Origin of the sequence: Streptomyces sp. M41(2017) (assembly GCF_002078175.1) — a bacterium.
Classification (GTDB): Bacteria; Actinomycetota; Actinomycetes; order Streptomycetales; family Streptomycetaceae; genus Streptomyces.
Map to the genome: position 1 here is coordinate 1,896,011 of NZ_MWFK01000002.1, position 22,001 is coordinate 1,918,011.

20 protein-coding genes are annotated in these 22,001 nt (G+C 71.4%); 4 read left to right on the plus strand and 16 right to left on the minus strand.

The window, feature by feature from the left end:
* Positions 1 to 32: 32 nt before the first annotated feature.
* From B0675_RS34160 to B0675_RS34180, 5 genes are all read right to left on the minus strand, one after another.
* Positions 33 to 653 (minus strand): ATP/GTP-binding protein, encoded by a 621-nt coding sequence (locus B0675_RS34160; protein WP_081223468.1) that lies wholly within the window; start codon positions 651 to 653, stop codon positions 33 to 35.
* Entirely contained in the window at positions 634 to 1,098 is a 465-nt protein-coding gene (locus tag B0675_RS34165; RefSeq protein WP_081223469.1) for a DUF742 domain-containing protein, read from the minus strand. The genes B0675_RS34160 and B0675_RS34165 overlap by 20 nt, the downstream gene beginning before the upstream one ends.
* A complete protein-coding gene (locus B0675_RS34170; RefSeq protein ID WP_081223470.1) occupies positions 1,095 to 1,502 on the minus strand; it encodes a roadblock/LC7 domain-containing protein in 408 nt (135 codons plus the stop codon). The genes B0675_RS34165 and B0675_RS34170 overlap by 4 nt, the downstream gene beginning before the upstream one ends.
* On the minus strand, positions 1,499 to 3,094 hold the full coding sequence (locus B0675_RS34175) for an ATP-binding protein (RefSeq protein WP_081223471.1): 1,596 nt from the start codon (positions 3,092 to 3,094) through the stop codon (positions 1,499 to 1,501). The genes B0675_RS34170 and B0675_RS34175 overlap by 4 nt, the downstream gene beginning before the upstream one ends.
* A gap of 316 nt (positions 3,095 to 3,410) precedes the next feature.
* Positions 3,411 to 4,037, minus strand: coding sequence for a TetR/AcrR family transcriptional regulator (locus B0675_RS34180; RefSeq protein WP_081223472.1), 627 nt, complete (start codon positions 4,035 to 4,037; stop codon positions 3,411 to 3,413).
* A 213-nt stretch (positions 4,038 to 4,250) separates the two neighbouring features.
* Here B0675_RS34180 and B0675_RS34185 point away from each other — a divergent pair, with 213 nt between their 5' ends.
* From B0675_RS34185 to atzF, 4 genes are all read left to right on the plus strand, one after another.
* Positions 4,251 to 5,075 (plus strand): urea amidolyase associated protein UAAP1, encoded by an 825-nt coding sequence (locus tag B0675_RS34185; RefSeq protein ID WP_081223473.1) that lies wholly within the window; start codon positions 4,251 to 4,253, stop codon positions 5,073 to 5,075.
* A complete protein-coding gene (locus B0675_RS34190; protein WP_081223474.1) occupies positions 5,072 to 5,671 on the plus strand; it encodes an urea amidolyase associated protein UAAP2 in 600 nt (199 codons plus the stop codon). The genes B0675_RS34185 and B0675_RS34190 overlap by 4 nt, the downstream gene beginning before the upstream one ends.
* On the plus strand, positions 5,668 to 9,195 hold the full coding sequence (locus tag B0675_RS34195) for a 5-oxoprolinase/urea amidolyase family protein (RefSeq protein ID WP_081223475.1): 3,528 nt from the start codon (positions 5,668 to 5,670) through the stop codon (positions 9,193 to 9,195). The genes B0675_RS34190 and B0675_RS34195 overlap by 4 nt, the downstream gene beginning before the upstream one ends.
* Before the next feature lie 105 nt (positions 9,196 to 9,300).
* Positions 9,301 to 10,992 (plus strand): allophanate hydrolase, encoded by a 1,692-nt coding sequence (gene atzF / locus B0675_RS34200; RefSeq protein ID WP_081223476.1) that lies wholly within the window; start codon positions 9,301 to 9,303, stop codon positions 10,990 to 10,992.
* Between the two features lie 60 nt (positions 10,993 to 11,052).
* Here the strand turns inward: atzF and B0675_RS34205 are convergent, their stop codons facing one another.
* The 11 genes from B0675_RS34205 to pafA all read right to left on the minus strand — a co-directional run bounded on the left by B0675_RS34205 (position 11,053) and on the right by pafA (position 21,993).
* On the minus strand, positions 11,053 to 13,914 hold the full coding sequence (locus tag B0675_RS34205) for a DEAD/DEAH box helicase (protein ID WP_081223477.1): 2,862 nt from the start codon (positions 13,912 to 13,914) through the stop codon (positions 11,053 to 11,055).
* A gap of 40 nt (positions 13,915 to 13,954) precedes the next feature.
* Positions 13,955 to 14,845 (minus strand): diacylglycerol kinase, encoded by an 891-nt coding sequence (locus tag B0675_RS34210; protein WP_081223478.1) that lies wholly within the window; start codon positions 14,843 to 14,845, stop codon positions 13,955 to 13,957.
* Between the two features lie 29 nt (positions 14,846 to 14,874).
* A complete protein-coding gene (gene tatC, locus B0675_RS34215) occupies positions 14,875 to 15,822 on the minus strand; it encodes a twin-arginine translocase subunit TatC (RefSeq protein ID WP_081223479.1) in 948 nt (315 codons plus the stop codon).
* A 47-nt stretch (positions 15,823 to 15,869) separates the two neighbouring features.
* Positions 15,870 to 16,154: a Sec-independent protein translocase subunit TatA gene (gene tatA / locus B0675_RS34220; RefSeq protein WP_028801604.1), complete on the minus strand. Its 285-nt coding sequence runs from the start codon at positions 16,152 to 16,154 to the stop codon at positions 15,870 to 15,872.
* A 238-nt stretch (positions 16,155 to 16,392) separates the two neighbouring features.
* The gene (locus tag B0675_RS34225; protein ID WP_081223480.1) at positions 16,393 to 16,587 is read right to left on the minus strand and encodes a hypothetical protein; all 195 of its coding nucleotides are present in this window, start codon (positions 16,585 to 16,587) and stop codon (positions 16,393 to 16,395) included.
* 10 nt (positions 16,588 to 16,597) lie between these two features.
* Positions 16,598 to 16,858 carry a hypothetical protein gene (locus tag B0675_RS34230; protein ID WP_081224044.1) on the minus strand — a complete coding sequence of 87 codons (261 nt, stop codon included), beginning with the start codon at positions 16,856 to 16,858 and terminating at the stop codon, positions 16,598 to 16,600.
* 95 nt (positions 16,859 to 16,953) lie between these two features.
* Positions 16,954 to 17,979, minus strand: coding sequence for a WYL domain-containing protein (locus B0675_RS34235; RefSeq protein WP_081223481.1), 1,026 nt, complete (start codon positions 17,977 to 17,979; stop codon positions 16,954 to 16,956).
* Between the two features lie 16 nt (positions 17,980 to 17,995).
* The gene (locus B0675_RS34240; protein ID WP_081223482.1) at positions 17,996 to 18,949 is read right to left on the minus strand and encodes a WYL domain-containing protein; all 954 of its coding nucleotides are present in this window, start codon (positions 18,947 to 18,949) and stop codon (positions 17,996 to 17,998) included.
* Between the two features lie 123 nt (positions 18,950 to 19,072).
* Complete coding sequence (locus tag B0675_RS34245; protein ID WP_081223483.1) at positions 19,073 to 19,444, minus strand: FKBP-type peptidyl-prolyl cis-trans isomerase; 372 nt, start codon at positions 19,442 to 19,444, stop codon at positions 19,073 to 19,075.
* Positions 19,445 to 19,501: 57 nt separating this feature from the next.
* Positions 19,502 to 20,503 carry an FKBP-type peptidyl-prolyl cis-trans isomerase gene (locus tag B0675_RS34250; protein WP_081223484.1) on the minus strand — a complete coding sequence of 334 codons (1,002 nt, stop codon included), beginning with the start codon at positions 20,501 to 20,503 and terminating at the stop codon, positions 19,502 to 19,504.
* A gap of 128 nt (positions 20,504 to 20,631) precedes the next feature.
* Entirely contained in the window at positions 20,632 to 21,993 is a 1,362-nt protein-coding gene (gene pafA, locus B0675_RS34255; RefSeq protein ID WP_081223485.1) for a Pup--protein ligase, read from the minus strand.
* Positions 21,994 to 22,001: the final 8 nt, after the last annotated feature.

A 22,001-nucleotide genomic window follows, 5' to 3' on the forward strand; every position in this document is an offset into this window, starting at 1 on the left:
AGTTGTCGTGCGGGGTCCGTCGCGTGCGGATCTCAGGCGGGTGACGAGGTCATCGCCAGCGAGTGCAGGAACCGCATCAGCGTCATCAGGGTGTCCCGGCTCGACGCTCTGCGCCGGGCGTCGCACTTCACGATCGGGATCTCGTCGGGCAGGTCGAGCGCGGCCCGCAGTTCCTCGACGGGGTACCGCGGTGCGTCGGGGAAGTCGTTCATGGCGACGACGAACGGCACGCCGCGTTCCTCCAGGCGGCCGATGACGTCGAAGCTGACCTCCAGCCTGCGGGTGTCGATCAGCACCACGGCGCCGAGGGCACCCTCGAACAGGCCGTTCCACAGGAACCAGAAGCGTTCCTGGCCCGGGGTGCCGAACAGGTAGAGCACCAGCTGGTCGGTGATGGAGATCCGGCCGAAGTCCATGGCCACCGTGGTCGCCGTCTTGGTCTCGGACCCGTAGTTGTCGTCGATTCCGATGCCGGCCTGCGTCATGGTCTCCTCGGTCGTCAGCGGCTTGATCTCGCTGACGGAGCCCACCATGGTCGTCTTGCCGACTCCGAAGCCGCCCACGATCACGATCTTGACCGCCGCCTGCGTGGTGTGCGGGAGGTGGTCCTCGGCGCGAGGGCCCGTGATGGTGTCAGAGCTTTTGAAGTCCATGCATCACCGCTTCGAGGAGGGAACGGTCGGGGAGCGCCTGACGGACGATCGGGGCGCGCGCCTTCACCAGTTCTGCCGCCAGCAGCTCGGTGAGCAGGACGGTCACCACGCTGAACGGCAGGTTGAGATAGGCCGAGATCTCGGCCACGGACAGAGGCGCCCTGCACAGCCGCAGCAGGGCGGACTGCTCGGGCTGGGTGGCGGGGGGCGGTGACTCGGCGCGCGCCACGACGAGGGTGACGAGGTCGAGTTCGGCCCGGTCGCCGTTCTCGGCGCCGCCCGTGAGCACGTAGAGGCGCTCGGGGTTCTTCGGCTTGCCCGCACCGCCCTCTTCCTCGGGGCCTTCCCCCTCGGGGCCTTCGGGGCCCGCGAGGGGGACGTCCGTCGTGACGGGTTCGGGGGGCCCTTCCTCGGGTTGGCGCCGCCGGCGTTGCGGAGGAGTCATACGGTCTGCCCGTTGCGCCGCGGCGGGCTCGTGAGATGGGCGCCGATGCGGACGACGAGGTCGCGCATGCGGTTGCTCATCAGGCCGGGTTCCGCGGTCTGGTTGGCGAGCACCGCGAGGTAGGCGTTGGGGCCCGCCGACATCAGGTAGAAGTAGCCGCCGTTGATCTCGATGATCACCATGCGCATCCGGCCGTCGCTGTTGGGGATCTCGCCCGCGACGGCTCCGGCGAGGCTCTGCAGGCCGGCGCAGGCGGCGGCGACACGGTCGGCGGCGTCCGGGTCGCCGCCGTAGCGGGCGATGCGCAGTCCGTCGGCGGAGAGCACGACGATCTGCCGGATGCCCGGTACCCCGTCGGCGAGATCCTTGAGCATCCAGTCGAAGTTGGCTCGCTGCTGGATCACTTGAGGTCCCCCTCGTCGTCGCCCTCGGCAGGGGCCGGCTGGTTGTCCGTGCTGGATGCGGTCGGGTCCGGGTCGCCCTTGAGGCCGTTCATGAACGCCTCGACCCACAGGCCGGGTTCGGGTTCGTCCTTCGGCTCCGGTCGGGGCGCGGGCGCCCACGAGGGTCCGGTGCCGGCGGCCTCCGCGGCCTCCAGGGCCCGCGCCTCGGCGATCCGCTGGCTGAGTGGCACCTTGACCCGGCTGCGGCGCTGCGGCAGGCCGTTCGGCGCCCATTCGGTGACGACCGGGACGTCGTCCTCGCGGGGGTCGCGGGGGTCGCCGCTCGACGAGGGGACGCGGGGGCCGGTGGTGGGACGGCGCTTCTTGGGCTTGCGGGCGGGAGCCTCGACCCCGCCGGTGTCGATGCCCGTCACGGAGGTGGCCCCGATGCCGTGCGCGAGACCGGGCGCGAAGTCGGTGGTGAGCATGTCGCGCGGGGCGACGAGGACGGCGCGGACACCGCCGTACGCGGACTGCCGCAGCGAGATCTGCATGCTGTACATCTGCGCGAGTCGGCCGACGACCGCCATCCCGAGGCGGGGTGCCTGACCCATCACGTTCGGGTCGACGCCCGCGGCGGCCAGCCGGAGGAGCTCCTCGATCTTGCCGCGGGACTCGTCGCTGAGGCTGACGCCGCCGTCCTCGATCTCGATGGCGACGCCGGTCTGCACCTCGATGGCGGTGACGTGCACCTTGGTGTGCGGCGGCGAGTAGCGGGTGGCGTTGTCGAGGAGTTCGGCCAGCGCGTGGATGAGCGGTTCGACGGAGACACCCGTGACGGCGACGTCGACGATGTTGTGCAGCTCGATGCGCCGGTACTCCAGGATGCGGGACATCGCGCCGCGCAGCACGCTGAACAGCGGTACGGGCTCGGGCCACTGGCGGCCGGGGCGGCCGCCGCCGAGCACGGCGATGGAGTCGGCGAGCCGGCCGATCAGCGCGGTGCCGTGGTCGATGCGCAGCAGGTCGTCGAAGACCTCGGGGTTGCGCCCGTGGTCCTCCTCCATCTCGCGGAGTTCGTTGTTCTGCTGGTGGACGATGGCCTGCACGCGCCGGGCGATGTTGACGAAGGAGCGCTGCGCGGCGTCGCGCATCGACTCCTCGGTGTCGACGATCTTGAGGAGCTTCTTCAGCAGGTCCTTCTGGGACTCGGGCAGTTCGCGATGGCCGGGGTCGTCGCGGCCGAGCGTGCGCACGACCTCCGAGGGGGAGTCGCCGCCGTGCAGCCGGTCGAGCGCGAGCGGGACGATCTCCTCGGTGAAGTGCACGATCTCCTGATCGTGCGCGGCGATGCGCTGCTCCAGGTATGCGGTGCGGCGTGCGAAGTCGGCCCGCAGTTCCCGGGCGACCCGGCCGCGGCGGACGGCCTCACCGGCGATCGTGATGACCAACAGGGTGGCGAAGCCGCCGCACAGGGCGACCGCGGTCCGGGCCGGCTCCGTCACCAGGGCGACTGCGGCGCCGGTGGCCACGGCCATCAGTATCGCGGGCAGCAACAGCACCCGCGCGTAGGGAAGTTCACGGCCACCGGGAGGCGATTGAACACTCACCATGTATGCCCTCTGAGACAGGTCGGCTGGGGGGGTGGGGGATGTTTGTGGGGAAACGGCATGGATCGGCATGGATCAAACTGAATCTTCGGAACCTTTGGGAACAAGCGCACGAATACATCTCAACTCGGTGCGCTGCGGGCGAGCTTAGTCCGACCGGATCATCGCTGTGTCATATTCAGCAAGCACCTGAAATCGCCCTCGCGACTGGAGTACCCTCAGCCCCATTTGTACGCTGAGCCTCCATTCGAACACACTGCGTGACCATGTGCGGGCATACGAAAACCGCAGCTCGCAGGGGTGACGGCGGCTCGGAGTCTCAGACTCCGGCGATGCGCAGCGCCGCGTCGGCGGTCGCCTCGGCGAAGGCGGACACCGGGCGGTCCGGATCGGAGCGGTGCACGAGGATGACGCCCTCGATGAGCCCGAACACGAGGTCCGTCCGCAGGTCCAGGTCGCTCTTGGCGAGCGCGCCGCCCGCCGGGGTGGCCGCCAGCAACTGACGGTAGGTGTCCTTCAGTTCCGCACGCACGGCATGGAACCCGGCGAAGCGTTCGGCGCGCACCTCGGGCAGCAGGTAGAGGCCGCCGAGGTTGTGCGGGCCGCCGCACAGCAGTTCCACGTCGGTGCGGCACAGCCGCCACAGCCTCCGCCCGGCGGGCTCCGCGTCCTCGGCGAGGAGCCGGCGGGCGAGCGCCAGCGAGGGGGTGACCGTGGACTCCAGGAGCTCGGCGAGCAGCTCCTCCTTGCCGGACACGTAGTGGTACATGGACGCCTGGCGCATACCGGCCCGTTCGGCGACCGCGCGGGTGGTGGTGGCGGCGTAACCCCGGGCGGTGAACAACTCGGCTGCCGCGTCGAGCAGTTCGGCCCGCGGGGTGAGACCGCTGTCCGGCCGCTGCGCGGCGCGCGGCCTGCCGACCCGTCGCCCGCCGTCCGTTCCCATGCGTTCGATCCTCGCACACACGGCGCGCACCGGACGGGCGCCGGGAGCCCCGCGGCCGACTCCGCGAGGCGGCCCTCCGGGCACCGGTCCTTCGCGGGCGTTACGCGTGAGGGACCGGTAACGGCGCGGCAACACACGGGACATGGCGCCGACCCACCCCGCCCCTAATTTCTGTCGGGCGACAGAAATGACCCAGGAGCCGGAGGACCCGCGATGGCGACAGCGACCACGCACGGAGCACGCGACCACGCCCGTGCCCAGGAGGGGACCCGCGCCGAGGCCATGCCCGTGGTCCCCGCGGGCGACTGGCCCACGCCCCCCTGCGAGGCGGGCCACCTGGTATGGGCGGAGACGGTGGCGGGCGGCGGCTACACGCACAGGGTGCTGGCCCGGGGCACGGAGCTGCGGCTGACCGACCTCGTGGGCGACGCCTGCGCGCATCTGCTGCTGTACGTCGCGGACCGCCCGTGGGAGCGCCTGAACGTCGCGGACACCGTCAAGGTCCAGTGGAACGCCTACCTGGGCGAGGGACGGCTCCTCCTCTCCGACCAGGGCCGTGTCCTGGCCTCGGTGGTCAGCGACTCCTCCGGCCGGCACGACGCCCTGTGCGGCACCTCCACGCTCGTACGCAACACACGGCGGTACGGGGACGGGACACCGCAGTCCGCTTCCCCGGCCGGACGGGAGCTGTTCAAGCTGGCCGCCGCCAAGAACGGGCTCGGGCCCCGCGACCTGCCCCCGTCGCTCTCCTTCTTCCAGGGCGTCGAGGTGCGCGAGGACGGCTCGCTGGACTTCACCGGCTCGGCAGGCCCCGGCGGGAGCGTCACCCTCCGCGCCGAACAGGACGTCACCGTGCTCGTCGCGAACGTGCCGCACCCGGCCGACCCGCGCTCCGCCTACACGAGCACCCCGCTGGAGGTACTGGCCTGGCGCTCCGCGGCGACCGCTCCGGGCGACCCGCTGTGGGAGGCCACGCCCGAGGGCCGTCGCGCGTTCCTCAACACCGCCGAATTCCTTGCCACGAGGGGGCTCGCATGACCCACGTCACCGTCCCGGCCCGGGCCGCCTGGTCGGCGGTCGTCCGCACCGGCGAGACGCTCATCGTCACCGATCTGCACGGCAATCAGGCCGTCGACTTCCTGGTGTACGACGCCGGGGACACCGCCGTCCGCTACAGCGCGCCCGACACCGTCCAGGCGCAGGGCGGCATCTTCCTGACCACGGGAAGTGTCCTGATGTCGAACGAGCACACCCCGTTGATGACCGTCACGGCGGACGAGGTCGGCCGGCACGACACGGTCGGCGGCGCCTGCTCCAAGGAGTCGAACACCCTGCGGTACGGGCACCACACCTGGTCCCAGCACGCCTGCGTCGAGAACTTCCTCGCGGAGGGCGCCCGGTACGGCCTCGGCAAGCGCGACCTCGTCTCGAACATCAACTGGTACATGAACGTGCCGGTCGAGAAGGACGGCACCCTCGGCATCGTCGACGGCATCTCCTCCCCCGGACTGCGGCTGACGCTGCGCGCCGAGCGCGACGTGATCGTCCTGGTGTCCAACTGCCCCCAGATCAACAACCCGTGCAACGGCTTCGAACCGACCGCGGTCGCGATGACGATCGGAGCGCCGGCATGACGTTCGACACGCTGCTCGTCGCCAACCGGGGCGAGATCGCGGTCCGGATCATCCGCAGCGCCCGCGAACTCGGCCTGCGCACGGTCGCCGTGTACTCCGACGCGGACCGGGCCGCCCCGCACGTCCGGCTCGCCGACGAGGCCGTACGGCTCGGTCCCGCGCCCGCCAAGGAGTCGTACCTCGACGCCGACCTCGTCCTGAAGGCGGCCAAGGACACCGGGGCGGGGGCGATCCACCCGGGGTACGGATTCCTCTCCGAGGACGCGGCGTTCGCGCGGCGCTGCGAGGACGCCGGCATCGTGTTCGTCGGTCCGACGCCGGAGCAGCTCGAACTGTTCGGCGCCAAGCACACGGCGCGGGCGGCGGCCCTGGCGGCGGGCGTGCCGCTGGCCCCGGGCACGGATCTGCTGGCCGGGCTCCCCGAGGCACGGGAGGCCGCCGGACGCATCGGCTATCCCGTGATGCTCAAGGCCACGGGCGGGGGTGGCGGAATCGGTATGTCGGCATGTCGCTCGGACACCGAACTGGCCGAGGCCTGGGAGCGGGTCCAGCGGGTCGCGGCGGCTTCGTTCTCCTCGTCCGGCGTGTTCCTGGAGCGCCTCGTCGAGGACGCGCGCCACATCGAGGTGCAGGTCTTCGGCGACGGCCTCGGCCGGGTCGTCACCCTCGGCGACCGCGACTGCTCGCTCCAGCGCCGCAACCAGAAGGTCCTGGAGGAGGCACCCGCGCCGGGCCTCCCGGAAGCGGTGCGGACACGCCTCGCCACCGCCGCACGCGAACTGTGCGCCTCGGTCGACTACCGCTCGGCCGGCACCGTCGAGTTCGTGTACGACGCCGCCCGCGAGGAGGCCTACTTCCTGGAGGTCAACACCCGGCTCCAGGTGGAACATCCGGTCACCGAGGAGATCTACGGCGTCGACCTCGTCGGCTGGATGCTGCGGCTGGCCCGCGGCGAGTCCTCCGTCGTCCGGGATCCGGGGACACCGCGTGGGCACGCGGTCGAGGCACGGCTGTACGCCGAGGACCCCTCCCGTGAACACCGGCCGAGCGCGGGCCTGCTGACCCGGGTCGAGTTCCCCGGCGGTGTCCGCGTGGACGGCTGGATCGAGGCCGGCACCGAGGTCACCACCTCGTACGACCCGATGCTCGCCAAGGTCGTCGCGTACGGCACCGACCGCGCCCACGCCCTGGAGCGGCTCGACGAGGCGCTGGCCAGGACCCGGGTGGACGGCATCGAGACCAACCTCGGGCTGGTGCGGGCCGCGCTCGCCGAGCCCGCCTTCCGGCGGGCGGCCCACTCCACCGCGACCCTGGCCGCCGTGAGCGACCCCACCCCGCGGATCGAGGTCGTGTCCGGCGGCACGCTCACCACTGTGCAGGACTGGCCGGGCCGCACCGGCTACTGGCAGGTCGGCGTCCCGCCCTGCGGCCCGATGGACGACCTCTCCTTCCGGCTCGGCAACCGGGCGCTCGGCAACACCGAGGGCGCGCCGGGCCTCGAATGCACCCTGCAGGGACCGGCGTTGCGGTTCACCCGCACGACGACGGTGTGCGTCACCGGTGCACCCGCACCGGTCACGGTGGACGGCACGGAGGTCGGCCGCTGGGAGCCGGTGACCGTACCGGCCGGATCGGTCCTGGAGATCGGCGCGCCCACCGGGCACGGCCTGCGCACCTACGTGCTGTTCGCGGGCGGCGGCCTGGACGTGCCCGCCTTCCTCGGCAGCGCCGCCACCTTCACCCTCGGCCGGTTCGGCGGCCACGGCGGCCGGGCCCTGCGCACCGGCGACGTGCTGCACGGCGGAACCGTCACCGGCGCGGGCACACCCGTGGCGCCCGGCGACCGGCCCGTTTTCACGGACGTGTGGCGGATCGGCGCCCTCGAAGGCCCGCACGCGGCACCGGAGTTCTTCACCGAGGACGACATCGAAGACTTCTACGCCGCCGACTGGAAGGTCCACTTCAACTCGGCCCGCACCGGGGTGCGGCTCGTCGGACCGAAGCCGCGCTGGGCCCGCAGCGACGGCGGCGAGGCGGGACTGCACCCGTCGAACATCCACGACACGCCCTACTCGGTCGGCGCGGTCGACTACACCGGGGACATGCCGGTGCTCCTCGGCCCGGACGGCCCCTCACTCGGCGGCTTCGTCTGCCCGGCGACCGTGGTCAGCACGGAGCGCTGGAAGCTCGGCCAGCTCCGCCCCGGCGACACCGTGCGGTTCGGGCCACTGGCCGACGACGGCTCGCCGCGCCCCGCGATCGTCGACGGCGGGGTGCTCGCGCGGGACGGCGACGTGACGTACCGCCGCAGCGGCGACGACAACCTGCTGGTGGAGTTCGGGCCCATGCAGCTGGACCTCGCGCTGCGCATGCGGGTCCACGCACTGATGGAGGCGGTGGCGGAGGCCGGACTCGACGGGGTGGCCGACCTGACCCCGGGCATCCGCTCCCTCCAGATCCGCACCGACCCGGCCCGGCTCCCCCAGCGGCAACTCCTGGAAGCGGTACGGGAGACGGTCCGCGCCCTCCCCCCGAGCGACCAGCTCGTCGTCCCCTCCCGGACGGTCCATCTGCCGCTCTCCTGGGACGACCCGGCCACCCGCGAGGCGATCGCCCGCTACATGGCGGGCGTGCGCGACGACGCGCCCTGGTGCCCGTGGAACATCGAGTTCATCCGCCGGGTGAACGGCCTGGACTCGGTGGACGACGTGTACCGCACGGTCTTCGACGCGGAGTACCTCGTCCTCGGGCTGGGCGACGTCTACCTCGGCGCCCCGGTCGCCACCCCGCTCGACCCCCGCCACCGCCTGGTCACCACGAAGTACAACCCGGCGCGCACCTGGACCGCGGAGAACTCGGTCGGCATCGGCGGCGCCTATCTGTGCGTGTACGGCATGGAGGGCCCCGGCGGCTACCAGTTCGTCGGGCGGACGACCCAGGTGTGGTCGGGCTGGCAGCAGCGCGGCGCGTTCGAGCCGGGGTCGCCCTGGCTGCTGCGCTTCTTCGACCGCGTCAAGTGGTATCCGGTCGGGGCGGACGAACTCCTGGAGCTGCGGGCCGACATCATCTCCGGCCGCTTCGTGCCGCGGATCGAGGAGGGCACCTTCTCCCTGGCCGCGTACGAGTCCTTCCTCGTCGAGAACGCGGCGTCCATAGCGGAGTTCCGGTCCCGGCAGGGCGGCGCCTTCTCGGCGGAGCGCGACGCCTGGGAGGCGGCCGGCGAGTTCACCCGCGCGGAGGCCGCGACGGCACCGGCGTCCCCGGCCGCCGACCTCAGCGTGCCCGTGGGCGGTCGTCTGGTCGAGGCGGAGTTCGCCGCGTCCGTCTGGCAGGTGAACGTGGAGCCGGGCGCCCGCGTGACGGCGGGGCAGCCGCTCCTCGCCCTGGAGGCCATGAAGATGGAGTCGAGGGTGCCCGCGCCGACGGACGCGGTCGTCGAGCGGATCCTCGTCTCACCGGGCGACCAGGTCGAGGCCGGCACGGCGCTGCTCGTCCTGGCACCGGCAACGCCCCCGGCCGCCTGAGGCCCGAACCGCCGCACACATCCTGCCCGACCCCTGTCCACCCCGGGTCCCCGGGGCCGCCGCGGCCCCGGGGACCGTGGCCCTCAGCCCGCACAAGGAGTTCCGATGTCCGCTCTCGTCCGAGTCCGCGCGGCCCTCGCCCGGATCGAGGCAGTCGACCGGCCCGAGGTCTGGATCGCCCTGCGCCCTCGGCCCGAGGTCGAGGAGGAGGCCCGGGCCGTGGACGCCCGCGTCGCCGCGGGCGAGCGCCTCCCGCTCGCGGGCAGGGTCTTCGCCGCCAAGGGCAACATCGACGTGGCGGGTCTGCCGACCACCGCGGGCTGTCCGTCCTACGCCTACACGCCGGGGACCGACGCCCCCGCGGTCGGACGGCTCCGGGCGGCCGGCGCCGTCCCCCTCGGGACCACGAACCTCGACCAGTTCGCCACCGGCCTGGTCGGCACCCGCTCCCCCTACGGCGCGGTCCGGGGCGCCCTGGACCCGACTCTGATCAGCGGCGGCTCCAGCTCGGGATCGGCGGTCGCGGTCGCCCTCGGCATCGTCGACCTCGCGCTCGGCACGGACACCGCGGGCTCCGGCCGCGTCCCCGCCGCGTTCAACGGCATCGTCGGGCTGAAGCCGACCCGTGGCCTGGTCCCCACGACGGGCGTCGTCCCGGCCTGCGCGTCCCTGGACTGTGTGACCGTGTTCGCCCGGACCCTCCCCGAGGCCGAACAGGCCCTCGCCCACCTCGCCTCCCCCTCCGCCCGCGCGCTGCCGCCCCTCGCACAGCGCGCGCCGGGCCCCTGGCGCGTCGCGGTGCCGCCGACGGCGCAGCTCGGCGAGCTGGACGAGGGATGGGCAGAGGCCTACGAGGAGGCCGTCGAGCGACTCGTGGCCGCCGGGGCCGAGGTGCGCACCCTCGACCTCACCCCGTTCACCGAGGCCGCCGCGATGCTCTACGACGGCGCGTTCGTCGCCGAGCGCTACACGGCGGTGGGGAGCTTTGTCGACACATTGATGGCCGAGGGTGGCTCCGGCCTCGACCCGACCGTCGCCGGCATCGTCTCCCGCGCCCGCGACATCCCGGCCCACCGGCTCTACACGGACCAGGAACGGCTGGCCGGCCTGCGGACTCGCGCACTCGCCGAACTGGGCGACGCCGACGCCCTGTTGCTGCCGACCGCGCCCGGCCATCCCACGCTCGCCGAGGTCGCCGCCGACCCGCTCGGCAGCAACGCGCGGCTGGGCCGGTTCACCAACTCCACGAACCTCTTCGACCTGGCGGCCGTCGCGGTACCGGCCGGCCGCACGCCGGCGGGGCTCCCGTTCGGCGTGATGCTGATCGGCCCCGCCTTCACCGACGAACGGCTCGCGCGGATCGCCCGGTCCCTGGAACCGGAGACCCGCCTCGCCGTGGTGGGAGCGCATCTGTCCGGCCAGCCGCTCAACCCGCACCTGCTGTCGCTGGGCGCACGCCTCGACCGCACGACCACGACCGCGCCGGAGTACCGGCTGCACGCCCTGGCCACCACTCCGCCGAAGCCGGGGCTCGTCCACGTCGGCGAGGGCGGTGCCGCCGTGGAGACGGAGGTGTGGTCCCTCCCGGCGGAGGGACTCGGGCGCCTGCTCGCGGCGCTTCCCCGGCCGATGACCCTGGGCAGCGTCGAACTGGCCGACGGCGGCCACGTCACCGGCTTCCTGTGCGAGCCCGGCGCGCTGGAGGGCGCGCCCGACATCACCGCGTACGGCGGATGGCGCGCCTATGTGAGCCGGACGGACGCGGACGCGCGGGCGGCCGGTCCCCGGACGACCTGATCCGCGGTACGGGAAAGGTCCGGCGGCCGCGGGACGCGACCGCCGGACCCGGGAGCATCCTCAGCCCACCGACGAGTACGCGACCACTCCGCGCAGCAGGCCGTCGACCGCCTTGCGCGCGTTCTTCGCGACCGTCGAGTTCCCGCCGCCCGAGACGGGGGCGGCGGCCGCGATCTGGCCGAGCACGTCGATGACCTGCTTGCACCAGCGCACGAAGTCGCCCGCGGGCATCTCCGCCTCGCGAAGCACCTCGTCGAGGCCCTTGCCGGACGCCCACTCGTGGGCCGCCCAGGCGAAGCCGAGATCCGGCTCGCGCTGGCCGACACCCTCGGTCTGGCTGATCCCGAAGTCCTCCTCCAGCGCGTCGAGACGGCCCCAGATGCGGACCATCTCACCGAGTGCGGCCTTGGCCTGGCCGGACGGGACCTTCGGCGCCATCGCGTCGTCGGCGACCCGAGACTCGTACACCAACGCCGAGACGCAGGCGGCCAGTTCGGCGGGGCTCAGACCGTCCCAGACGCCGGCGCGCAGGCATTCGCTGGCCAGCAGGTCGAGTTCGCCGTAGAGCCGGGCGAGCCGCTTGCCGTGCTCGGTGACCTCGTCACCGCGCAGGTAGTCCAGCTCGGTGAGCAGCGCGACGATCCGGTCGAAGGTACGGGCGATGGTGTTCGTCCGGCCCTCGATCCGGCGCTCCAGCTGCGAGGTGTCGCGCTGCAGCCGGTGGTAGCGCTCGGCCCAACGGGCGTGGTCCTCGCGGTCGTTGCACCCGTGGCAGGGGTGCGCGCGGATCGCCGTGCGGAGCCGGGCGATCTCCCGGTCGTCGGCCGCCTCGGCGCGCTTCTTGCGGTGCCGGTCCGGGACGATGTGCCCGGCCTTGGTGCGCAGCGCGGACGCCAGGTCACGACGGGACTGCGGCGAGCGCGCGTTGAACGACTTGGGGATCCGCATGCGGTCCAGGGCCTCGACCGGCACGGGGAAGTCCATCGAGGCGAGCCGCTTGACCTGACGCTCGGCGGTGAGGACCAACGGGCGCGGGCCGTCGTGCTGTTCGAAGCCCCGGTGGCCGTTCGACCGGCCCGCGGGCAGTCCGGGGTCGAGGACCAGCGCGAGCCCGGCGTATTTCCCCGTCGGCACGTGGATCACGTCGCCCGGCTTCAGCTTCTCCAGGGCGACGGCGGCCTCCGCGCGGCGCAGGGAGACACCCTGCCGGGCCAGCTCGCTCTCACGGTCCTTGAGCTGGCGGCGCAGCGCCATGTACTCGTCGAAGTCCCCGAGGTGGCAGGTCATGGACTCCTTGTAGCCCTCGAGACCCTCCTCGTTGCGCTGCACCTGCCGGGAGATCCCGACGACCGACTTGTCGGCCTGGAACTGCGCGAAGGACGTCTCCAGCAGCTCGCGCGAGCGGTGCCGCCCGAACTGCTCCACCAGGTTCACCGCCATGTTGTACGACGGCTTGAAGCTGGAGCGCAGCGGATACGTGCGGGTGCCCGCGAGGCCGGCGAGGTGCTCGGGACTGAACCCGCGCTGCCACAGCACGACCGCGTGGCCCTCGACGTCGATGCCCCGGCGTCCGGCGCGGCCGGTGAGCTGCGTGTACTCGCCGGGGGTGATGTCGGCGTGCTGCTCGCCGTTCCACTTGACGAGCTTCTCCAGCACGACCGAGCGGGCGGGCATGTTGATGCCGAGCGCGAGGGTCTCCGTCGCGAAGACGGCCTTCACCAGGCCGCGGACGAAGAGTTCCTCGACGACCTCCTTGAAGGTGGGGAGCATGCCCGCGTGGTGGGCGGCGATGCCGCGCTCCAGGCCCTCCAGCCATTCGTAGTAGCCGAGGACGTGGAGGTCCTCGTCCGGGATGGAGGCGGTGCGCTCCTCGACGATCTCACGGACCCGTGCCCGCGCCGCGTCGTCGTTCAGCCGAAGGCCCGCGTGCAGGCACTGCTGGACGGCGGCCTCGCAGGCCGCGCGGCTGAAGATGAAGGTGATGGCGGGGAGCAGGCCCTCGGAGTCGAGCCGCTCGATGACCTCGGGGCGGCCCGGGGTCCAGATCCGCGAGCGCTGTCGGCGCTCCCGCTCCCGGTCGGCCTCGCGCATCGCCCGGCCGCGCTTGCGGTCCTGGTACGACGGGCGGCTGGCCTCCATGCGCGCCATGCGCGTGAGGTCGGGGTTGACGGCCTTCTTCTGGCCCTCGCCCTCCTCGAAGAGGTCGTACATCCGGCGCCCGGCCAGCACGTGCTGGAACAGCGGGACGGGCCGGTGCTCGGAGACGATCACCTGGGTGTCGCCGCGGACGGTGTCCAGCCAGTCGCCGAACTCCTCCGCGTTCGACACGGTCGCCGAGAGCGACACCAAGGTCACCGACTCGGGGAGGTGGATGATCACTTCCTCCCAGACGGCGCCCCGGAAGCGGTCGGAGAGGTAGTGCACCTCGTCCATCACCACGTACCCGAGGCCGAGGAGGGTCTGCGATCCCGCGTACAGCATGTTCCGAAGGACCTCGGTGGTCATGACCACCACCGGTGCCTCGGAGTTGACGCTGTTGTCACCGGTGAGGAGGCCGACCTTGTCCGCGCCGTAGCGACGGCACAGGTCGGCGTACTTCTGGTTGGAGAGCGCCTTGATCGGCGTGGTGTAGAAGCACTTCTTGCCCTGCTGGAGGGCGAGGTGGACGGCGAACTCGCCGACGATCGTCTTGCCCGAGCCGGTGGGCGCCGCCACCAGCACCCCCTTGCCCGCCTCAAGCGCCTGGCAGGCCTCGATCTGGAAGGGGTCGAGACCGAAGTCGTACATCTCGCGGAAGGGTGCGAGTGCGGTGGCCTGCTCGACAGCGCGCCTGCGTGCTGCCGCGTACCGCTCGGCCGGTGAGAGGTCCTCTGTCATCGTGCTTTCGAGACTACCGGGAGCCACTGACATGGGGACGATCATTATCCGGATCGGATCCTGTGAAACCTCGGATCCCCGCAGCTCAGGGAAGTGCGACGCGCACGGCCCCGGGTATGCACTCCGCGGTCAGCGGCAGCGCGCCCAGCGGCTCGCCGTCCGCGTACCCGGTGACTCCCTGGGCGACGAGCTCGACGCGGGCGGCCCGGTGCACGGTGACCACGGGATGGTCGACGTGGGTGCCGCGGTAGACCTTCGGGAACACCGTGAGCAGCGTGGCACGGCCGCAGTTCCCGACCACGGTGACGTCGAACAGCCCGTCGCCGAGATCGGCGCCGGGGCAGATCCTCATGCCGCCGCCGTACGAGGATCCGTTGCCGACGGCCACGAGGGTCGCCTCGATCTCGCGGGTCTCGCCGCCGTCGAGGGTCAGGCGGTACGCGAAGGGACGGAAGGCCGCCAGTTCGGCGAGCATGGCGAGGTCGTACCTGAACCGCCCGACCGGCAGCCGCATGCGGTTGCCCCGGTCGTTGACCCGGGAGTCGAAGCCGGAGGCGAGGACGGTGCCGAACCAGGTGCCGTCGACGCGCCCGAGGTCGACGGCGCGCAGCCGGTCCTCCTTGAGCGCGTCGGCCGTCAGGCGCGCCGCGGCGGCCGGGGCGTTGAGCGGCAGGCCCAGGGCGCGCGCGAAGTCGTTCCCGGTGCCGACGGGGACCAGACCGAACGGCGTGCCGGTGCCGGCCACGGCCTGGAGCGCGAGGTTCGCCATGCCGTCCCCGCCGACGGCCACCAGCGCCCCGGTCCCGTCCGCGACGGCGGCCCGCGCACGGGCGAGGCCGTCCGCGGCGTCCTCGCCCCGCAGGATCCGTACGGAGAACCCGGCGGCCCGGAACGCGGAAGCGGCCGGCTGCGCCGCGTGGGCGCCCCGGCCGCGGCCCGCGGTGGGGTTGACGAAGAGGGTGATCTCGCTGGTCACAGGCTGACCCTACGAGGTCCGGACCTCCGTCAGGTCACGTCGTCATAACCGTTGACCCGCTCGGAGGTCGCCTGCTCGGGCAGGGCCCGGCTCGCCGAGACGGGCTCGATCGCGCCGACGTCCTCGGGCGTGAGGTCCAGCTCGGACGCCTCGTCGTCGGCCGGTCCCGCCTCGTCGCGCCGACGCTTGCGCCGGTCGTTGAACAGCGAGAAGGCGACCGCGCCGAAGTACAGGATCCAGATCGGTCCGGCCAGCGCCAGCATGGTCAGCGGGTCGGTACTGGGGGTGGCGACGGCGGCGAAGACCGTGATGCCCATGATCATGCCGCGCCACCAGCCGAGCATGCGCCGACCGGTGAGGATCCCCGTGAGGTTGAGCATCACCAGGAGCAGCGGCAGCTCGAAGGAAAGGCCGAACACGACCACCATGCGCGTGACGAGGTCGAGCAGGTCGTCGAGCGGCAGGAGGTTGTCGACGCCCTGCGGAGTGAACTCCATCAGGACCTTCGCCGTGGTGGGGAGCACCTTGTAGGCGAAGAAGGCACCGCCGAGGAACAGCGGCACGCCGGTTCCGACGAACGCGTACGCGTACTTCTTCTCGTTCTTGTGCAGGCCGGGCGCGACGAACGCCCAGAGCTGGTACAGCCAGACCGGGGAGGCGAGCACGACGCCCGCCATCAGGGAGACCTTCAGCGCCAGGGTGAACGGTGCGAGCAGGCCGTTGATGGTGATCTGCGCGCACTGGTGGTTCTTGGGCTGCTTCGCCAGCTCCGCGAACGTCTCCGGGCATCCGACGGAGTCCAGGACCGGCTTGGTGAAGAAGTTGATGATGTCGTTGTAGTAGAAGGCGGCGACGATCGTCACGAGGACGATGGCCAGCATCGCCTTCGCGAGCCGGTTGCGGAGCTCGCGAAGGTGGTCCGCGAGGGGCATGCGCCCCTCGGGATCCTTCTCCATGTTGCGGGCAGGCTTGGGCAACCCACATCCTCATCTCATGCGGCGAGCCGGACGTCGCCGGCCCTGCGTCAGCGCTTGGTCGTGTCCGTCGGTTCGCTGACCGGCCGCGAGCTGGTCACGTCGCCGGGGGCGGCCTGGATGGTGCGCTGCGCCGGGGGCTGCTCGTCGGTGTTCGGCGGGCCGGCCGGGGCGGGGTTGCTGCCCTCGTCCTTCATCGCCTTCGCCTCGCTCTTGAGGATGCGGGCGGACTTGCCGAGCGACCGCGCCATGTCCGGAAGCTTCTTCGCGCCGAACAGCAGGATGATGACGACGAGGATGAGAATGATCTCGGGAGCGCCGAGCCTTCCGAACATAAGTCTTTACCTTCTCACCGAGGCTGCATGGTCGGGGTGCTGTCCGAACGGTCGGACTTGTGTCCGATCGTCGTGGTGACAGCGATCGTAACGCTCAGGGGTGAACGCGGGGCAATCCCTGTGCGTACTCCCAGTTCGCGGTCCGCGCCTCGTTATCCGGACCCGCGACCTTGAGCGTACCTGGCCGCAGCATGAAGTTGACAGGGCGAAGTGACTCATTGCGCAACCATGGAACGACTCATACCGCATCCATGGAGCGCGCGGCCCCCTCCGCGGCCTGTTCCAGGTCAGCGGCGGCGCGGTCGATGCGGCGCGCCGCCTCGGTGACCTGCTTCCCGAGACGCTCCGCTTCCAGGAAGACACGGACGGCGAGCACGCCGAGCACGGTGATGCCCAGGAAGCCCACAGCGATGGCAAACATCGGCCAGAACATGACGACGACCCTAGAGGGTGGAGTGCAGCCGCAGGGTGCGCACCCCACCGCCGGTGAGCAGCTCGACGATCCGCTCCCCCGCCGGCTTGCGCACGGCGGAGCCGCACTCGGGACAGGTGAACGAGTAGAACGTGGTCCGGCTGCTGGCGCCGATGGCCAGCCGCAGGGCGCCCGGGGTGAGCTCGAAGCCGGCACGGCAGTCGGGACAGGCGGCCTTGAACATCACGTCGACCGCCCTCCTCATCCCGGCGAACGCGGTCCCGACCGACATCTCGGCGGCGCCCGGGAGGGACCCGGCCCGGCGCACGGCACCCGTTCGCTCCGAGGTGCCCGGCCCGCCCGGCGCGTCCGACCTCGACAACGTGCTCAAAGCGCCCGCTCCCGCCTCTCGTACGGTTCGTACTGTGCCCCCGTGGGCCCGTCCGGCACGTCGTAGGCGGCGAGCGCCTCGCGGGCCGCGCCGCGGGCGCTGTCCGCGAGGTCCTGCGGTGCGACGATCCGGCCGTCACCGCCGAGCCGCAGGGCGAGGCGCCGCAGCGACGTCGGGTCGGGGGTCCGCAGAGTGATACGCAATCCGCCGTCGGGCAGTTCAACGGCGCTGTCGTGCGGGTAGTACTCGGCGACCCAGCGCCCGGCGGGACCGACCTCGACGACCACCTCGGGGTCCTCGGCGGCGGGCTGCACCAGTCCTTCGGAGAGGTCGCGCAGTTCGATCTCGGGCGGGGCGGAGGGCTCGTCGAGGATGCGGATCTCGGCGACCCGGTCGAGCCGGAAGGTGCGGCGCGCCTCGGAGCGGCGGCACCAGGCCTCGACGTACGTGTGGCCGACGGTGACCAGGCGGATCGGGTCGATCTCGCGCTCGCTCAGCTCGTCCCGCGACGGCGAGTAGTAGCGGATCCAGAGCCGGCGCCGCTCGGCGATGGCCCGGTCCACGTCGGCGAAGACACCGCCCTCGGACTCGAAGGTCACCGACAGCCGGGCGCTGGCGCCGGCGGCCTCGCCCGAGGCCGCCTCGACCTTGGCGGTGGCGCGCAGCAGTGCCTGCCGGTCGCCCTCGCGCAGGCCGGGCAGGGTGGAGACGGCGCGGGCGGCCACCAGGAGCGCGGTCGCCTCGTCGGCGGCGATCCGCAGCGGTTCGGCCACGTCGTCGGGGTTGTGCCACCAGATCCGGTCGCCGTCGGTGTCGATGTCGAGCAGGTCGCCGCCGCGGAAGCTGGTACCGCACAGCGGCAGCACGTCGAGGTCGGAGATCAGCTCGTCCTCGGTGATCCCGAAGGCCCGGGCGACGTCGCCGACGCGGGCGCCGGGGCGCTCACGCAGATACGTCACCAGGGAGAGCATGCGCCGGGTCTGGTCGATCGCGTTCGTGGGCCTGGCCGGTTTTCCTGCCACTTTCCTACGTTCCCCCTCAGCCCTTGGCCACGGCGCGCAGCCGGTCGACCACTTCGGCCCGCAGTTCGGCGGGCTCCAGGACCACCACGTCCGGCCCGAACTCGACGAGCCAGGCGTCCAGCCCGTGCCCGTACGGAATCTCCAACTCGTCCCAGCCCTCTCCCAGTTCCCGGACGGAGACGGCCTTGGCGCGCAGCGGGTAGCCCGAGCCGGAGCGCAGCCGGATCAGCGCGGAGCGGTCGGCGATCTCCCCGGCCCAGCCGGCGACGGTCTCGCGCACGGTGACCACGTCGGGCACCTCGGCGGTGTACCGGCCGGCCCGCGCGCGGACCTTGCCCGTGATCCGGGAGAGCCTGAAGACCCGCTCGGCGCCGCGGTCGCGGTCCCAGCCCGCGAGGTACCAGTGGCCGCGCCAGCACTCCAGGGCCCACGGCTCGACGTGCCGGGTCTCCGGGTGCGCGGCGGTGGCCTTGCGGTAGTCGAAGACGACCGGGCGACGGTCGCGGCAGGCCAGCATGAGGGGTTCGAAGGCCGCTTCGTGGACGGGGATGTGCGGTTCCAGCGCGCCGAACGAGCCGTAGGGGTCGACGTCCTCGGGCAGTCCGGCGGCGCGCAGCTTCTGGAGGGCCCCGCTCGCCGCCCCGGCCAGCCGGGCCTGCTGCCACACCTTGGCGGCGAGGCCCAGGGCGGCGGCCTCCTCGGCGTCGAGGGTGATCGGCGGCAGGCGGTTGCTGTCGCGACGGGCGAGGTAGCCGACCTCACCGTCGAGGTTCTCGACGGTCTCGATGACCAGACCGAGTTCGCGCAGGTCGTCCTTGTCGCGCTCGAACATCCGGTTGAAGGAGTCGTCCGATCCGGCTTCCAGGTAGGCCTCGATGGACTCGCGGAGTTCGCGCTTGCTGAGCGGTCGCCGCGTCCCGAGCAGACACAGCGCGAGGTTCATCAGCCGCTCGGCCTTGGCAATGGCCATCGACGCCCTTCCCTATGGTGCTTCCGACCGATGACCGTACCGCTCCGACGTGTCCGGACAAAAGCCGAGGGCCCATGCCCGGACAGGCATGGGCCCCGGATGATCGGGTCCGGTCCGCTGTGATCAGACTCCGAGCAGGTCGACCACGAAGATCAGCGTCTCACCGGGCTGGATCAACGGGGTCGGGCTCTGGTTGCCGTAGGCGAGGTGGGCGGGGATGGTCAGCTGGCGACGGCCGCCGACCTTCATGCCCTGCACACCCTGGTCCCAGCCCTTGATGACGCGGCCGCCACCGAGCGGGAAGCGGAACGGAGAGTTCCGGTTCCAGCTGGCGTCGAACTCCTCGCCCGTGCTGAAGGCCACGCCGACGTAGTGCACCGTGACGGTCTGTCCCGCCTCGGCCACCTCGCCGTCGCCCTCCCAGATGTCCTTGATCTCGAGGTCCGCCGGGGGCTCGCCACCCGGGAAGTCGATCTCGGGCTTCTCGATGCTCACGTCTTTGCTCCTGCTTGTCTACGTAAAGGCGACGCTGACAGTCTTACATCCCCGAGGTCACATCTTCGCCAGGATGTCGACCGAGAAGACGAGGGTGGAGTCCTTCTTGATGCCGCTGCCGGCCGGCGGCTTGTCCCCGTAGCCCAGCTTCGGCGGGATGACGATGAGGACGCGGCTGCCGACCTTCTTGCCGGTGAGGCCCTGCGCCCAGCCCTTGACGACCTGCTGGAGCGAGAACGACGTCAACTGTCCCCGGCTGTAGGTGGAGTCGAACTCCTTGCCGCCGTCCCACAGCACGCCCTTGTACTGCACGAGGACGCTGCTGTCGGCCGCGACCGTCTCGCCGTCGCCCTCGATCACGTACTCCGCGACGAGCTTGGTGGGCGCGTCCGTCTTCGGGACGTCGATGGAGGGGGCCTTGCCGTCGGTGTTGGTCCCGACCTTGGGCAGCGCGGCGTCGCTCTGCGGGACGTCCTTGCCCTTGGCGGAGCTCTTCGAGTTGAACGTGTTCTCGATGTCGACGACGAACACCAGCGTGTCGGTGCCCTTGATGCCCGCCTGCGCATTGCCCTGCGTGCCGTAGCCCCAGGTCGGCGGGACGGACATCTCGACGCGGCTGCCGGCCTTCTTGCCCACCAGGCCGTAGCGCCAGCCGTCGATGATGCCGCCCTGCGCCAGCTGGATGACCAGCGGCGTCTTGCGGTCGTAGGAGTTGTCGAAGACCTTCGCCGTGGACCACACCTGGCCGAGGTAGTTGGCCTGGATGTAGTCGTTCTCCGCGACCGTCTTCCCGCCACCCGCGATGACCGTCTTGACCGCGAGGTCCTTCGAGGGGTCCCCGGACCCCTTCGCGACGGTCGGCTTCTCCCCGAACTTCGTACCGGCCGTGATCGCCGGCAGCGGTCCGTCGACGATCTTCGGCGGGGGCGGGGCCGACGCGGAGGCCGAAGGTGACGGACTGCTGCTGGACTTGGCCGTGTCGGACTTGTCGTCGTCACCGCATCCGGCGAGTGTGACCAGTCCGGCGGGAACGGCGATGAGGAGTGAGCGTCGGCGCACGGTGGGGGCCTCGTATCGGTCGATCTTGGTTGATGGCGTGCGCGCAACTCTACGACGTGAGAAGGGCGCCGTACGGAAAACGTACGGCGCCCCGCGTTGCGTTCCGCGTCCCTCGCGGAACACCCGGCTCACATTCCGGCGATGAGCTTCTCCACCCGGTCGTCCACGGATCGGAAGGGGTCCTTGCACAACACGGTGCGCTGTGCCTGGTCGTTGAGCTTCAGATGGACCCAGTCGACGGTGAAGTCCCGTCGCTGTTCCTGGGCCCGGCGGATGAAGTCACCGCGCAACCGCGCGCGAGTGGTCTGCGGCGGCACCGACTTGCCTTCGAAGATCTTCAAGTCGTTGCAGATCCGCGCGGCTTGCCCCTTCCTCTCCAGCAGGTAGTAGAGGCCACGACGGCGGTGGATGTCGTGGTAGGCGAGGTCTATCTGCGCGACCCGCGGGTGGGACATGGTCATGTTGTGCTTGGCCCGGTACCGCTCGATGAGCTGGTACTTCATGACCCAGTCGATCTCGGTGCCGATCCGGTCGAGGTCCTCGGCCTCGATCGAGTCGAGCACCCGGCCCCACAGTTCGAGGACCTGTTCGACGGTGCCGGTGCGAATGCCGCGGCGGTCGACGAAGTCCACGGCCTTCTCGTAGTACTCGCGCTGCACCTCGAGCGCGGAGGCCTCGCGGCCGCTGGCGAGCCGCACCTTGCGGCGGCCGGTGATGTCGTGGCTCACCTCACGGATCGCCCGAATGGGGTTCTCCAGGGTGAGGTCGCGCATGACGGTGCCCGCCTCGATCATGCGCAGCACGAGGTCGGTGGCACCGACCTTGAGGAGCATGGTCGTCTCGGACATGTTCGAGTCGCCGACGATGACGTGCAGCCGGCGGTAGCGCTCGGCGTCCGCGTGCGGCTCGTCGCGGGTGTTGATGATGGGCCGGGAGCGGGTCGTCGCGGAGCTGACGCCCTCCCAGATGTGCTCGGCCCGCTGACTGACGCAGTAGACGGCGCCCCGCGGTGTCTGCAGCACCTTGCCGGCACCGCACAGCAACTGCCTCGTCACGAGGAACGGGATGAGGATGTCCGCGAGCCGGGAGAACTCCCCGTGCCGGGCCACCAGATAGTTCTCGTGACAACCATAGGAGTTGCCCGCCGAGTCGGTGTTGTTCTTGAACAGGTAGACGTCGCCCGCGATTCCTTCCTCGTGCAGGCGTCGTTCGGCGTCCACCAGGAGTCCTTCGAGAATGCGCTCGCCGGCCTTGTCGTGGGTGACGAGTTCCGTCACGTTGTCACATTCCGGTGTTGCGTATTCCGGATGTGATCCCACGTCGAGATAGAGGCGGGCGCCGTTCCGCAGAAAGACATTGCTGCTGCGGCCCCATGACACGACACGGCGGAAGAGGTACCGCGCCACCTCGTCGGGAGACAGGCGCCGCTGTCCCCTGAACGTACACGTGACGCCGTACTCGTTCTCCAGCCCGAAAATGCGGCGGTCCATGACTGAAC

What these genes read in the sequence shown, in the direction of transcription:
- B0675_RS34160 (WP_081223468.1), bottom strand. Translation starts at nt 653, where the DNA reads ATGGACTTCAAAAGCTCTGACACCATCACGGGCCCTCGCGCCGAGGAC.
- B0675_RS34165 (WP_081223469.1), bottom strand. Translation starts at nt 1,098, where the DNA reads ATGACTCCTCCGCAACGCCGGCGGCGCCAACCCGAGGAAGGGCCCCCC.
- B0675_RS34175 (WP_081223471.1), bottom strand. Translation starts at nt 3,094, where the DNA reads ATGGTGAGTGTTCAATCGCCTCCCGGTGGCCGTGAACTTCCCTACGCG.
- B0675_RS34180 (WP_081223472.1), bottom strand. Translation starts at nt 4,037, where the DNA reads ATGGGAACGGACGGCGGGCGACGGGTCGGCAGGCCGCGCGCCGCGCAG.
- B0675_RS34185 (WP_081223473.1), top strand. Translation starts at nt 4,251, where the DNA reads ATGGCGACAGCGACCACGCACGGAGCACGCGACCACGCCCGTGCCCAG.
- B0675_RS34190 (WP_081223474.1), top strand. Translation starts at nt 5,072, where the DNA reads ATGACCCACGTCACCGTCCCGGCCCGGGCCGCCTGGTCGGCGGTCGTC.
- B0675_RS34195 (WP_081223475.1), top strand. Translation starts at nt 5,668, where the DNA reads ATGACGTTCGACACGCTGCTCGTCGCCAACCGGGGCGAGATCGCGGTC.
- atzF (WP_081223476.1), top strand. Translation starts at nt 9,301, where the DNA reads ATGTCCGCTCTCGTCCGAGTCCGCGCGGCCCTCGCCCGGATCGAGGCA.
- B0675_RS34205 (WP_081223477.1), bottom strand. Translation starts at nt 13,914, where the DNA reads ATGATCGTCCCCATGTCAGTGGCTCCCGGTAGTCTCGAAAGCACGATG.
- tatA (WP_028801604.1), bottom strand. Translation starts at nt 16,154, where the DNA reads ATGTTCGGAAGGCTCGGCGCTCCCGAGATCATTCTCATCCTCGTCGTC.
- B0675_RS34225 (WP_081223480.1), bottom strand. Translation starts at nt 16,587, where the DNA reads ATGTTCTGGCCGATGTTTGCCATCGCTGTGGGCTTCCTGGGCATCACC.
- B0675_RS34230 (WP_081224044.1), bottom strand. Translation starts at nt 16,858, where the DNA reads ATGTCGGTCGGGACCGCGTTCGCCGGGATGAGGAGGGCGGTCGACGTG.
- B0675_RS34240 (WP_081223482.1), bottom strand. Translation starts at nt 18,949, where the DNA reads ATGGCCATTGCCAAGGCCGAGCGGCTGATGAACCTCGCGCTGTGTCTG.
- pafA (WP_081223485.1), bottom strand. Translation starts at nt 21,993, where the DNA reads ATGGACCGCCGCATTTTCGGGCTGGAGAACGAGTACGGCGTCACGTGT.